14 protein-coding genes are annotated in these 13,132 nt (G+C 72.6%); 9 read left to right on the top strand and 5 right to left on the bottom strand.

Annotated elements, in window-relative coordinates:
• Position 1: 1 nt before the first annotated feature.
• The 4 genes from C3K08_RS10695 to C3K08_RS10710 all read right to left on the bottom strand — a co-directional run bounded on the left by C3K08_RS10695 (position 2) and on the right by C3K08_RS10710 (position 2,278).
• A complete protein-coding gene (locus C3K08_RS10695) occupies positions 2-676 on the bottom strand; it encodes a hypothetical protein (protein WP_104991293.1) in 675 nt (224 codons plus the stop codon).
• Positions 677-690: 14 nt separating this feature from the next.
• On the bottom strand, positions 691-1,008 hold the full coding sequence (locus C3K08_RS10700) for a hypothetical protein (protein ID WP_104991294.1): 318 nt from the start codon (positions 1,006-1,008) through the stop codon (positions 691-693).
• Positions 1,009-1,098: 90 nt separating this feature from the next.
• A complete protein-coding gene (locus C3K08_RS10705; protein ID WP_104991295.1) occupies positions 1,099-1,920 on the bottom strand; it encodes a nitroreductase family protein in 822 nt (273 codons plus the stop codon).
• 49 nt (positions 1,921-1,969) lie between these two features.
• Positions 1,970-2,278 (bottom strand): hypothetical protein, encoded by a 309-nt coding sequence (locus C3K08_RS10710; protein ID WP_104991296.1) that lies wholly within the window; start codon positions 2,276-2,278, stop codon positions 1,970-1,972.
• Between the two features lie 32 nt (positions 2,279-2,310).
• Between C3K08_RS10710 and C3K08_RS10715 the strand changes: the two genes are divergently transcribed.
• Positions 2,311-2,787: a hypothetical protein gene (locus tag C3K08_RS10715; protein WP_104991297.1), complete on the top strand. Its 477-nt coding sequence runs from the start codon at positions 2,311-2,313 to the stop codon at positions 2,785-2,787.
• A gap of 66 nt (positions 2,788-2,853) precedes the next feature.
• Here C3K08_RS10715 and ndk read toward each other — a convergent pair whose 3' ends face one another.
• A complete protein-coding gene (gene ndk / locus C3K08_RS10720) occupies positions 2,854-3,270 on the bottom strand; it encodes a nucleoside-diphosphate kinase (RefSeq protein WP_104991298.1) in 417 nt (138 codons plus the stop codon).
• A 76-nt stretch (positions 3,271-3,346) separates the two neighbouring features.
• On the opposite strand from ndk, the gene C3K08_RS10725 reads away from it, so the two are divergent.
• From C3K08_RS10725 to C3K08_RS10760, 8 genes are all read left to right on the top strand, one after another.
• Positions 3,347-5,332, top strand: coding sequence for an ABC transporter permease (locus tag C3K08_RS10725; RefSeq protein ID WP_104991299.1), 1,986 nt, complete (start codon positions 3,347-3,349; stop codon positions 5,330-5,332).
• Positions 5,332-6,246: an ABC transporter permease gene (locus C3K08_RS10730; protein WP_104991300.1), complete on the top strand. Its 915-nt coding sequence runs from the start codon at positions 5,332-5,334 to the stop codon at positions 6,244-6,246. Before C3K08_RS10725 ends, C3K08_RS10730 begins: the two co-directional genes overlap by 1 nt.
• 148 nt (positions 6,247-6,394) lie before the next feature.
• Entirely contained in the window at positions 6,395-7,711 is a 1,317-nt protein-coding gene (locus C3K08_RS10735) for a LysM peptidoglycan-binding domain-containing protein (RefSeq protein WP_234009052.1), read from the top strand.
• A gap of 458 nt (positions 7,712-8,169) precedes the next feature.
• On the top strand, positions 8,170-8,457 hold the full coding sequence (locus C3K08_RS10740; RefSeq protein WP_104991302.1) for a ribosome-binding factor A: 288 nt from the start codon (positions 8,170-8,172) through the stop codon (positions 8,455-8,457).
• Between the two features lie 56 nt (positions 8,458-8,513).
• Positions 8,514-8,861 (top strand): thioesterase family protein, encoded by a 348-nt coding sequence (locus C3K08_RS10745; RefSeq protein WP_234009228.1) that lies wholly within the window; start codon positions 8,514-8,516, stop codon positions 8,859-8,861.
• A gap of 12 nt (positions 8,862-8,873) precedes the next feature.
• Positions 8,874-9,350 carry an NUDIX hydrolase gene (locus C3K08_RS10750; RefSeq protein ID WP_104991304.1) on the top strand — a complete coding sequence of 159 codons (477 nt, stop codon included), beginning with the start codon at positions 8,874-8,876 and terminating at the stop codon, positions 9,348-9,350.
• A gap of 70 nt (positions 9,351-9,420) precedes the next feature.
• On the top strand, positions 9,421-10,854 hold the full coding sequence (locus tag C3K08_RS10755) for a M1 family metallopeptidase (RefSeq protein ID WP_104991305.1): 1,434 nt from the start codon (positions 9,421-9,423) through the stop codon (positions 10,852-10,854).
• A 53-nt stretch (positions 10,855-10,907) separates the two neighbouring features.
• Positions 10,908-12,965, top strand: a complete 2,058-nt coding sequence (locus tag C3K08_RS10760; RefSeq protein WP_104991306.1) for a sensor histidine kinase — start codon at positions 10,908-10,910, stop codon at positions 12,963-12,965.
• Positions 12,966-13,132: the final 167 nt, after the last annotated feature.

The following is a 13,132-nucleotide window of genomic DNA, read 5'->3' on the forward strand; positions in this document are numbered from 1 at the left end:
CTCACGGGGTCACCGTCAGCCCGAGGCGGGCACGCATCCCGCGCAGTTCAGCCGCCACTCTCCGCGCCTCAGCGTGCTGGCGCAGGGCGAGCCAGATCAGGAACAGGGAAAGGCCCATCATGGCGGCAACCTGTGCAGTCTCGCGCCAGGGTTCCGCGAACGCCGAGCGTCCACCCACCAGCGTGGCCCCCAGCAGCAGCATCCCCAACCCGGCGGTGCGGGTGTGAGGCTGGTCCACCAGCCGGAAGACGGCCGGAGCCGCGAGGAGCAAGGCGAGCAGCGCTGACCATGGCAGGTCCCGGAAGGCGGGAAACGCCGCCTGCACCCATCCGCCGCGCTCGGCCAGCCACGCGAGAAGGGTGCCCGCTCCCGCTCCGGCGAGAAGCCCCCACGCAAAAGCGCCGCCTGCCCGTGGCCGCTCCTCCACGGCCCCAAGGGTCTGATAGTGCCGACGGCTGAGGCGCACCACGCCGGTAAAACCCAGCGCGACTGCCGCCGCCCACAGCATCAGTCCCGCCGCGCTCACCTCCGACCGCGCCAGCAGGAAGGTCAGCGGCAGCACGGCCGCCCCGTAAAGGTGCCCCAGCCCCAGCGCCGAGGCCGAGAAACGGGCGTACCGTTCGGTGAGGGCCTGGAGCCGCGCATAGTCGGTGGGGTTGGGCAGGTTCATCGTCATCTCTGCACCGCTCCTCAGCGCCGCGCGGCCAGCGGGGAGAGCAGGACGAGCAGCAGCCCCGCAGCCGCCAAAACCGGGGCCGAGAAGCCCACGGCCAGCGCCACCAGCAGCACGCCCAGCGCCAGAGGTAGGGCGGCCCGGCGGGGACGGACGAGAGCCGTCATGACCAGGGCGACAGCGAGCAGCAGTCCCGGCCCCCACCCCACGGCAGGCAGTCGGCCCGCCGCCGCGAGCGCCGATAGCACCAGCAGGGGCACCATCGCCCGGAGCGCCTCGCCAGCACTCATCTGCCACGAACGGGGGAAGCGGGGTCGGGGGTTGATCTGAGTCATGGAAATAGTCTGCATTGCAGACCGGTTTACGTCAAGCGCAGATTTGCGATACCGACCCATATGTCTGGGTAGACGAGTGAGACGGGGCGGTCAGTCCTCCCCGTCCTCCTCCGGCTCCCCCCAGCGCTCGCGGGCGACGAACTGCGACAGGCGCTTGCGGTGGCGGCTGCTCCAGTCGATAGAAGGCCGCTTCTGGTCGTGCGGGAGGTAGCCCAGGCGGTAGACGGCCATCAGTTCGAGGTCGTCGGGGACGCCCAGCAGGGTCTGGATGGCCTGCCACTGGCGAGGAATCTCCATCGGGGTGGAGACGAACTGGATGCCCATTCCGAGCGCTCCCACCGCGTTCCAGATGTTCTCCATCGCCGCGCCGAGGCCGAACACCGAATAGAAGCCGCTGAGTTCGCCGGGGCGGTACTCCGCCCTGTCCAGCAGCGCGGCGAGCAGCAGCGGGCTTCCGGCGACGAGTTTGCGGTTGTCCTCGCCCAGCTTTCTGGGCACGCCGAGCTGCCGCATGACTTTCAGGCCCGCGTCGCTGAAGACCTGCCGGGTAAAGGGCCGCAGCGGGCCGGGCAGGTGGTCGATGTGGATGCCGTCGCGCCGCTCCTCCATCTCGGCCTCACTGAAGCGGAAGTAGCGGCGGTAGCGCTCGAAAAAGACACCGGCCTCGATCAGCTCGGTCATGCTCTCGCCGGAGATGCGGGCGATCTCCGCGATGGTCATCGGGTTCTCGACCAGCACGAAGCGCCACGGCTGGCTGTTGAAGTGGCTGGGGGCCGCCTGCGCGACCCGCATCAGCAGGTGCTGGTGCTCGCGGCTGACAGGGTCGGGCCGAAAGGGGCCGTTGGTGGTGCGCCGGGCGAGCATCCCCTCGATCAGGGGGAGCGCCGGGGGTTGGGCGGGAGGGGGACTCATTGAAGGCAGGCTAGCGCGGCCATGCGGGGACGGGCGGCCCCACTGCCCCTCACCACGCTCCCCATACGCCCAGCGCAAACAGCCCCGCCGCCACGAGCGCTCCCCGCCAGTGGTCGGCCCGGCCCGGCCTCGTGCGCGGCATCCAGAGAAGCGCTCCCAGCGCGGGCAGCAGCGCCCATCCGCCCGAGCGCCAGGCCAGCAGCGCCGAGAGGCCCACCCCCACACACACCGCGAAAAAGAGGGCGTGGTGCAGCCAACGAACCACCTTCCAGCGCCCCAGTTGCAGCCCCAGCCCCAGCGTGAGCAGCCCCAGCAGCAGGGCGGCGGTGAGCAGGAGGGCGAGGTGGGGCGGGGCCATCCGGTCATGCTGGCACGGGTACGCTGGGAGCCATGCCCCGCCGCCTGCCCGCCGCTGCCCTCCTCGCCCTCCTGACGCTGGCGAGCTGCGGTCCCCGCACCGGGGGGGAGGCGGACGACCTCACCGCGCAGGTGCTGTTCACCGGGAATGGCACCTACGACCGCCAGGGCGACCGCCGGGGCGAGAAGGTCGCCGGGGGCCTGCGGCAGACGGTCTGGGAGACGGACCCGCCCCTCCCCGCCCGCCGGGTGACCGTACGCTATGACAGTGACGCTCGCCCGCTGGCGTGGGCACTGACGATCGAGTCACCGGAGTTCAGCGCCGCCGACCTCGCCGGGGAGGGAGCGCGGCGGGTCCAGACCCCGTCCGGGGCCGAGGGCCTGCGCCCTGCACCGGGGGGTCGCCTGGCCGAGACGGTGATCTTGGAGCAGCCCGGCGGCGACCTGCGGGTGGTCACGCGGGGGTACGCGGCGCAGGCGGAGGCGGAGGTGCTGCCCGCGTTTCGCTAGCCGTCCGTGCTGAGCCGTCAGCAAAAAGCCCCAGCCGCGGCTGGGGCCTGCGGCAAAGGGAACGCCTTACTTCAGCAGTTCGCCCTCGCCGAAGAACAGCCCCAGCTCGCGCTCGGCGCTTTCCGGCGAGTCGCTGCCGTGGGTCACGTTCTCACCGGTGGTGGTGGCGAAGTCGGCGCGGATGGTGCCGGGGGCGGCGTTCGCGGGGTTGGTCGCGCCCATCATGGCCCGCCAGCCGGAGATGGCGTTCTCGCCTTCCAGGGCGATGGCGACCACGGGGCCGCCCGTGATGAAGTCGACGAGTTCACCGAAAAAGGGACGCTCGCGGTGCTCGCCGTAGTGGGTCTCGGCGGTCTCACGGGCGATCACCATCTGCTTGAGGCCGACGATGCGGTAGCCCTTCTTCTGGATGCGGGCGAGAATCTCGGGGGTCAGGCCGCGGCGCACGCCGTCGGGCTTGATCATGGCAAAGGTGCGTTCCATAGCGCCCGCGAGAATAGCAGGCGGGGCGGCTAAGCCCTTCATGTGAAGGTCATTCAGGGCCGCTTACAATGCTCGGGTGACGCACCTTCCTGACTCTCGCCTCTCGCCAGTGGCGGCGCGAATCGCGCTGACGGCGAGCGCGGTGGCCGCCGCCGGGCTGCTGCTGTTTCCCCTCGCCACCCTGGGGCGCGGCTTCGACGCCGACCCTGTCCTCCTGCACCTGACCGGCGCCGTGACCAACCTCAGCGCCAACCCCGACGCGCCCCTGCCGCCCACCGGCACCGTCCTGCCGCTGGGGTGGGCGGCCCTGGCCCTCTTGATCGTCAGCGTGGTGGGTGCCCTGCGCCGCGCCTCCTGGGTGTGGCTGATCGGCCTGCTGGCCGCCGTGCTGGGTATCGCCGCCGTGGTCCTGCTGGGGCAGGGCCTGGGGGACCAGACCGCCCGCATCGCCGCCGACACGACCCTGCGCCCCGGCTTCAAGCGGCAACTGCGCTCCTTTTACGAGGGTGGGGGAATGAACCTGGGCCTCTTCCTGACCGTGCTGGGCGGTCTCATCACGGCAGGGGCGGGCCTCAGCCGCTTTCCGGCGTGGTGGGAGCGCCTCAACCGGCTGCGGGGGCTGCTGGTCCCCGCCGTCGCCATCGCGCTGGCGGTGCTGGTGGGCGCGGTGGTCGTGCTGCTCGTGCAGCCCGCCGTGAACGCCTCGGGCACGCCGCTGACCCCCTGGACGGGCTGGCTCGCCAAGAGCGACCTCGTGTATTTCGTGTATTCGACCCTCTTCGCGCCCGTGACGGCGCTCAACCCCTTGCTGGAGAGCCTCAAGCTGGCGACCCCGCTGATTTTCACCGGGTTGTCGGTGGCGTTCGCGTTCCGCACGGGCCTGTTCAACATCGGGGCGCCGGGGCAGCTCACCATCGGCGCGATCATGGCGATGCTGGTGGGCGTGTACGGCCCGGCGGGGCTGGGCTGGGGCCTGCTGCCACTCTCGGTGCTGGCGGCGGCGGCGGGCGGGGCGCTGTGGGGCGCGATTCCGGGCGTGCTGAAGGCCCGCTTCGGCTCCTCGGAAGTCATCAACACGATCATGCTGAACTACATCGCCTCGGCGATTTTCATCTTCCTGATCGGGTCGAACACCTTCACCTTCCTGGGGCGCGAGTACACCCTGCCCTTCAAGGCCGAGGGTTTCGAGCCCGCCTCCGAGGAACTGCGCGAGGGGGCGCGGCTGCCCACCCTGCTCGACCTCTTCAATGTCGGGGCGCAGGGCAGCACCGCGCTGACGGTGGGGCCGTTCGCGGCGCTGCTGGCCTACGCGGTGGCCCGCTTCGCGCTCAAGCGCACCCCGCGCGGCGGGCTGATCGCGCTGGGAGCGGCACTGCTTGCGGCGGTGCTGACCTGGCGCATTGGCATTCCGGTGACCGTGATCGGGAGCCAGCTCAATGCCTCGTTCCTGATCGCGCTGGCGTGCGTGGGCCTGTTCGGGGTGCTGATGTGGCGCACGGCGACCGGGTACGCGCTGCGGGCGGTGGGCCTCTCGCCCCGCGCGGCGGAATACGGCGGGATCAGCGTGGCCCGCGGCACCATCCTGGCGATGACCCTGGCGGGCATGTTCGCGGGGCTGGCGGGCACCCACTACGTGAACGGCGGGGCGCTCGACGAGTACCGCCTCAAGGGCAACATGCCCGTCAGCGTGGGCTTCGACGGCATCGCGGTGGCCCTGATGGGGCAGAACACCCCGGCGGGCGTGATGGCGGCCAGCCTGCTGTTCGGCACCATCGACACCGGCAGCGTGGGCGTGCAGCGGCTGGAAAACATCAGCCGCGACATCGTGGTGGTGCTCAAGGCCTTGATCGTGCTGTTTATCGCGGCGGGCGGGTTCCTCAGCCGCCGGGTGACCGATCCGCCGCCGCCCCAGCTCGCGGCGACGGGCGGCGGGGGCAACGCGGCCCCGGCGGTCGCGGGCTTGAGCCCCTCGGTGGCCGCGCAGGAACGCGCCACCCCCAATCCCAACGTGACCCTCTCCAGTGAAACCAAGAAAGACGTGACCCAGGGGGGAAGCCAATAATGGACGGCCTTTTCGCGCAACTCCTGACCACGGCCTTCCTCGCCACCTTCATCCGCAGCGTGGTGCCGCTGCTGCTGACCGGGCTGGGCGGCCTCTTTTCCGAACGCAGCGGCGTGGTGAACATCGCGCTCGACGGCCTGATCATCTTCGGGGCGCTGGCGGGCGCGGTGGCGACCCTGGCGCTGGAGCCTTCGCTGGGCTCGCTGGCCCCCTGGCTGGGATGGCTCGCTGGGGCGATCGTGGGCGGATTGATCGCCTGGGTCCACGCGGTCGTCTCCATCAAGTACCGGGCCGATCAGGTGATCTCGGGCACGGCGATCAACCTGCTGGCGACCGGGGTGCCCGCCGTGATCCTGACCGCCCTGTACGGCAGCAGCACGGAAAGCCCCAAGGTGCAGAACGCGCTGCCGCTGTGGGGCATCGGGGAACTGCGCTTCAGCCCCCCCGTGTTCTTTGCGCTGCTGACGGTGCTGGTGACGTGGTATGTGCTGTACCGCACCCCCTACGGCCTGCGGCTGCGGGCCACCGGCGAGCACCCCGGCGCGGCGGCCAGCATGGGCGTGAACGTGCGGCGGATGCGCTACAGCGGCGTGATCCTCTCGGGCATCCTGGCGGGAACGGCGGGGGTGTTCCTGAGCATCGGGAACCTGGACTCCTACGTGCGCAACATCAGCGCGGGCCTGGGCTTCATCTCGCTGGCCGCGCTGATTTTCGGGCAGTGGAAGCCACTGGGCGTGCTGGGGGCGACCGTGCTGTTCGGCTTCCTGCAAGCGCTCTCCATCACGCTGGGCGGCACCGACCTGCTGCCCCCCACGCTGGTCGGGGCGCTGCCGTACCTGATCACCATCATCGCGCTGATCTTCACCGGACGCAGCGCCGCGCCCAAGGCGCTGGGCAAACCGCTGGACGGATAAACCGTAGCGCTGGCACGTGGGCCGTGGGGACTTTCCCTGCGGCCCATGCCTTTGGACCCGGCCAGGCCTAACCCCGCGTCAGCCTGTCTCATCCCCGCGCCCGCGCCCGCGTGCTCCTCTGCGGGGGATGGCCCAGCGTGCTTCCCTCGTGTCCCGTCTGCTGCTCCTCCTCGCGCTGACCTCCCCCCCGCCCGCGCTGGCGGCTCCGGCGACCGTGACGGTGCGGCCGGGCGACACCCTGTACGGCCTCTCCCAGCGAACCGGGGTGAGCGTGACGCGGCTGCGCTCGCTCAACGGGCTGAAGGGTACCCTGATTCGGCCGGGCCAGGTGCTGCGACTGCAGGGCGCGACGGCGGCGGTCAAATCTTCCAGCGCCCTGGCCCCCTACACCGTGCGGCGCGGGGACACGCTGAGCGCCATCGCCCGGCGGGCGGGGGTGAGTGTGACGGCGCTGCGGGCGGCGAACGGCCTCCCGGGCAGCCTGATCCGCACCGGGCAGAAGTTGAAGGTGCCCCCGCGTGGCAGCCAAAGCTGGCCACCGGCAACCGCCGCCCGCGTCAGCCCGCCGCGTCCCACCACCGAGGTGCGGGTGATCCACAGCTACGTGGCCGCCAAGCCCGGCGAAACCCTGGGCACGCTCGCGCAGCGCTACCGCACCACCGAGAAGAACCTGCTGGCCCTGAACGACCTCGGCCGCCGCCGCCTCTACCCCGGCCAGCGGGTACTCGTGCCGCAGCGCGTTCCGGTGCCCATTCCGCCGAAGCCGACTGGCAAGCCCGTCACCGTCAAGCGGCTGACGCCCCTGAATATCCCGGTACGGGTCGTGAACGTGGACCTGCGCTGGCGCGACGTGCTCGTCACGCCCGTGCTGCCGCCGGGCGGGATCGGGCGGGGGGCGCGGGTGAGCACCCTGTCGCGGCTGAGCGGGGCAAAGGCGGTGGTCAACGGCAGCTACTTTCACCCGCAGTCGTACATCCCGGCGGGGGACCTCGTGGTGCGCGGGCGGCTGGTGGCGCTGGGGCGGATTCCGGCGGGCCTGGCGATCACGCCCGACAACCGGGCGACCATCCGGACCGTGCCCGCGCGGGGAGACGGGGCAAAGGTGGCGTGGCGCGGCATGGAAACGGTGGTTGCTGCTGGCCCGCGCATCCTGAAAGACGGGCTGGTCAACCGGCAGTATTCCAGCGCCTTTCGAGACCCGGCCCTCTTCGGGCGGGCGGCCCGCAGCGCGGTGGGGCTGGTGAGCAACCGCGACCTCGTGCTGGTCACCACCCACGCGCGGCTCACCACCACCGAGATGGGCAAGGTGATGGCCCGCCTGGGGGTCCGGGACGCCCTGCTCCTCGACGGCGGCAGCAGCGCGGGCGTCGCGTGGAACGGCTCGGCGGTGCTGGAAAGCGTGCGGAGCGTGGCGTATGGGATTGGCGTCTTTACAGGCTACGAGGGGCGGCGGTATGCACGGTGAGGGGAGGGGGTGGCGGGGAGGGGGGTGACACGCCCCCTGACCCCGTTGCTTCGCAACGCCTCTCGCCCATGCGGGGTGAAGCCCGGCTCTTGCTGAAGCCACCTTTCCCCTGTGTCCGCCGGTCTCAACGTCCCCGCCCTGCGAGTCCACGTTCCAGGCAGACGAGCCGTTCGGCGCATCTGCGCCGAGGCCTTGCATTGGGCGGAGGATGGCGTGGAAGGGGAAACGGGGGCGGGGTAAGCGGCGCCGCCATATGGGGGGACGACCTTTGCCTAGCGCAGCGCCGCTCCCCTGCCCCCTCTGCTTCGCAGCTCTACGAGTCTGGGGTAGGGGCTGGGGGTGGGGGCAAACCGCAATCAAGATGCCCCGCCCCCAAGAGACGACACCCCCAACCCCAACGGCCCCACCCCTTACCATGCCCCCATGCCCGTCCCCCCCCTCTCCCCCAAGGCCCGCCCATGAAGCCCGCCCAGGTGCAGGCCCAGCTCACCCGCGTCCTTTCCTCGGCCATCGCGGAACTGCGTGACCCCCGCGTGCCCCTGATCGTGACGGTGGAGCGCGTGACGGTGACCCCCGACTACGGCCTCGCCCGCGTGTATGTCAGCGCGATGGGGGCGGACATGCCCGCGCTCCTCGACGCCCTGGGCCGGGCACGCGGCCACCTCCAGCGCGAGGTCTCGGCGCAGGTGCGGATGCGCCGCACGCCCACGCTGGAGTTCTACGACGCGGCGGAGTCGCGGCTGTGACCGCTCCCCGCGAGACCCGCACCCCCATCCGCGTGCGCTACGCCGAGACGGACGCGATGGGGGTGGCCCACCACGCCAACTACCCCGTGTGGTTCGAGGTGGGCCGCAGCGACCTGATGCGGGACCTGGGCCTGCCGTACGCCGAGGTGGAAGCGCGGGGCTACTACCTGATGCTCTCTGGCCTGAACGTGGAGTACCGCCGCGCCGCGCGCTACGACGAGGCCCTGACGCTGGTGACGCGGGTGGACGCGGTGCGCTCGCGCACGCTGACCTTTCGCTACGAGCTGTGGCACGGCGAGACGCTGCTGGCGACCGGCGAGACCCGCCACATCGCCACCGACAAGACCTACCGCCCCGCGCGGCTGCCCGAAGACGTGCTGGCGCTGCTGGGGGCGGGGGGCTAGACTGCCGGGCACATGAGCCACCTGTCGCGCACCCTGCCCATCAAACGCGCCGCGCACGTCTATCTGGTGCGGGGCGAGGAACTGCTGCTCGTGGAAGAGCGCATGGACGACGGCAGCATTTTCTACGGCCTGCCCGGCGGCAAGGCGCACCCCGGCGAGAGCCTTGCGGACGCCGCCGTGCGGCAGGTGGCGGTGGAGACCGGCCTGACGGTGACCGACCTCCGTTTCGTGAGCCTGCTGGAAGGCGAGATGCTGCGCGGTACCCGCAACGAGTGCTACGCCAACTTCGCCCGCTTCACGGCCGCCTACCATGGGGACCTCGACCCCACCGACCCGGAGGTCGTGGGTGTCAAGTGGGTCCCCTTCGCGCAGGTGGAGGGCCTGATCCGCTACGGCCCGCCCCCGGAGTGCGAGGAGCGCAACCCGCTGATCTGGGTCCCCACACGCGACTTCCTGAAGGGCGAAGCGCGGGCGTACTACCCGATCTAGCGGCCAGCCGGGGCTGGGCTTCTGCAACCCACCCCACCGCCTCCCCTCGCCCCAGGCCCTAGCCTGGGCCATGCGGCGTCCGCTCCTCTCCCTGCTTGTGCTGGGCCTGCTCACGGCGGCGCCAGTGCCCGCGCAACCCGCCTCCACCCCACCCGCCGATCCCCTGCGCGACCCCATCTTCCCTGAACTGGGGCAGGCGGGGCTGGACGTGCGGCACTACGACCTGCACCTGACGGTCACGGAACCCGGCACGCGGGAGGTGCGTGGGGTGGTCACACTGACGCTGACGAGCACGCGGCCTCTGGCGCAGGTGCGGCTGGACTTCCTGGGACCGGGGGTGGAGGCGGTGCGCTGGAACGACCGGGCGGTCCCCTTCCGGGTGGACGAGAAGGCCGCCAAGCTGACGGTCAGGCCCCCGGCCCCGTTGCGCCCCGGTACGACCGCCCGGCTGACGGTGGAGTACGCGGGGACGCCCGGCGAGATCGAAGACCCCGACTTCCCCACGCCGCTCCTGCTGGGCTGGCAAGGTGTCCCCGCCGAGGGCGGTCGGGCGGGAGCAAACTTCGTCCTGAGCGAGCCGAACGGAACGCACACTTTCCTCCCGTCCAACGACCACCCCTCCGACAAGGCGACCTTCACCACGCGGGTGACCGTGCCGCGCGGGTATACGGCGGCGGCGAGCGGGGTAGAGGCGGGGCGGGTGGACGCGGCGGGGACGAGCACCTTCACCTTCTCGCAGCGCGAGCCAATTCCGACCTATGCGCTGGGGGTCTTCGTGGACCGCTTCTTGCGGGTGGACGAGTCTGCCGTGCCCGTGGGCGTGGCGGGCAGCGGGGTGGTGCGGCGGGACTTCTTTCCGCCGGAGACACCCGGCATGGTGCGGGCGGCCTATCGGCGCACCGACGAGGCGCTGCGGGTTCTCTCGGACTGGTTCGGGCCATACCCGTTCGGGGCCTACGGGGTGGCGGTGGTCACGCCCCGGCTGCCCGCGCTGGAGACGGCGACCCTCTCCACCATGCCGCTGAACATGAGCACCGAACGCACCGCCGTCCACGAGATCGCGCACCAGTGGTTCGGGAACGCGGTCACGCCTGCCACGTGGCCCGACGTGTGGCTCTCGGAGGGGCTGGCCGCCTACGCGGAACTGCTGTGGACCGAGCACCTCGGCGGGGACGGGCAGGCCTACGCCGCCCGCTGGCACGCCAACCTGACCCGCGCGGGCACCCGGCCGCTGCGGGCGACGCGGGCGGAGGAACTGTTCGACCTCAGCACCTACCAGCGCGGAGCACTGACCTTCCACGCGCTGCGGGCGGAAGTCGGGGACACGGCCTTCCGCGACTTCCTGCGGGCCTACGTGACGCGCTTCTCGGCGGGGTCGGGAACGGTGAGCACCCCGGCCTTCCTCGCCTTCGTGCGCGAGCGGGCAGGAGCGGAGGCCGAGGCGACGGTGCGGCGCTGGGTGGAACAGCGGGCGCTGCCGCCGCTGCCAGTGGTGGGGCGCTAATGTCCCCCTTTGGACGGACGCTTCCCTTCCCCTCCCCGCCCTAGCCTGCGGGCATGATGAGGCGGATGACCCGCACCGCCCTGCCCCCCGTCCCGCCGCCCGGCCGCCCCGGCCTGCTGGCCGACCTGCGGGACGCGCAGACCTACCGCACGGCCCTGTACGTGGGGCTGGCGCTGCCGCTGGGACTGCTGGTGACGGGGCTGCTGCTGGGGGGCGTGCTGGCCGGGGTGGTGACCCTGCCACTCCTCGTGGGGGCCGGGCTGCTGCTGGGCACCCTGTGGCTGGTGCCAGGGCTGGCGGACGTGCAGCGGGGGCTGGCGCGGCTGCTGGGGCTGCACTTTGCCCCCGCTGGCCCTCCCCCGCCGGGGGGCGTGGCGGGCTGGCTGCGGGCCACCCTCGCGGACGGGGCGACCTACCGGGCGCTGATGTTTCACCTGCTGCAACTGCCCCTCGCCGCGCTGTGCTGGGCGGTGGTGGGGGTGCTGCTGGCCGCCTCGGTGCTGGGGCTGACCGCGCCGTGGTGGGCGGCGGGCTCCCTCCCGGTGAGCTGGGGGGGTGGGGAGGTGACCCTCTCGGCCCCCGGCGTGGCGGGGCTGGTGCTGGCGGGGGCGGGGGGCCTGCTGGTGACGGCCGGGGTGCTGAACCTGCTGGGGCGGGTGTGGGCGTGGCTGGCCTTCGCGCTGCTCTCGGTGCCGCAGGACGGGGCGAGTGCCCGGCGGGAGGTCGTGGCGCTGCGCCGGGCCGCTGGCCGGGTGGCGCTGGGGGACGACCTGGGGGCGACCCTGGCGGACCTCGCGGGGCAGGCGCGGGCGGCGAGTACGGCGCAAGCGGTGGCGCTCACCGCGCCCGACGGCACCCTGCGGACGGTAAGCGGACCCGACGACCCCGCCCTGCACGGCCCCGGCCCCCTGCCCCCACCCGGCGGGGCGGACGTGCGGCCTCTGCCCGGCGGCGGGACGCTGGCGACCCTCCCGGTGGTAGCGGGCGGGCGTGATGGCGGCACCCTGCGGGCCGCATACGTGGCGGGCACCCGCCCCAGTGGGGACGAACTCGCCTTCCTGCTCTCTATCGCCGACCACGCGGGGACGGCCCTGCACGCCGCCGAACTGATCGCGCGGGCGGGCGAGCGCGGCGGCGAGCTGGAACGGGCGCGGCTGGCCCGCGAGCTGCACGACAGCGTGGCCCAGGCCCTCTACGGCATCACCCTGGGGGCCAAGACCGCCCGCGCCACCCTGGACCGCGACCCCGCCCGCGCCCGCGAGAGCCTGGAATACACCATCCGGCTGGCCGAGGGCGGCGTCTCGGAGATGAAGGCGCTCCTCTTCAGCCTGCGCCCCGACGCGCTGGAGGAAGGCGGGCTGGTCGCGGCCCTCGCGCAAACGGCGCACGCCCTGGAAGCGCGGCACGGCCTGACCGTCCACGCCGACACGCCCCAGGAACCCGCCCTTGCCCCCCACGCGCAGGCCGCCGCCTACCGGGTCGCGCAGGAGGCCCTGCACAACGTGGTCAAGCACGCCCGCGCCCGCGAGGTGTGGCTCTCGGTGCGCGGGGAGGGGGGCACGGTGCGGCTGGAGGTCCGCGACGACGGGCGCGGGTTCGACCCCGCCGCGCTGCCCGGCGGCACCCTGGGCCAGCGCTCCATGCGCGAGCGGGCGCGGGAGGCGGGGGGCGAGTTGACGGTGCAGAGCGAGCCCGGCGTGGGCACCACCGTCACCCTGACCCTGCCCACTGCCCCCCGGAGTCCTCGTGACCGCCCCCACCCGGCCCCCCGCGCGGCCCCTGGCCCCGGTGCTGGCCCGCGTCGCGCTGGGGCTGGGCCTGGTCGCGGCGGGGGCGGGCCTGACCTGGGCGGGCTGGCGGGTCACCCCCATTCCCGGCCTGAGCGTGCGCGAGACGCCGCTGGAAGTGCCGCTGGACGGGGCCTCGGCGCTCGCCGTGCGGCTGACGGGCGACCGCACCGACCTCGCCGTGGCGGGACTGCCGTGGCCGGGCCGGGCCGCGCTGGTCGGACGGGCCACCCACCGCGAGCGCAATCCGCTGCGGGTGCAGACCTCCCGCGAGGGGACCACCCTGCGGGCCGACGTGCGGCTGGACGTGGCCCCGCTGAGTGACGACCGGGTGAACCTCAACACCCCCGCCGTGCAGCACCGCCTGGACGTGCAGCTCTCGCGCGGAGTGCCCGTCACCCTGGGGGCCGAAACCGCAAGCGGCGACCTGCGGCTGGACCTGCACGCACTGCGGCTGCGCGAGCTGACCGCCCGCACCCGCTCCGGCTCGC

The organism is Deinococcus sp. NW-56 (genome assembly GCF_002953415.1).
Taxonomy (GTDB): Bacteria; Deinococcota; Deinococci; order Deinococcales; family Deinococcaceae; genus Deinococcus.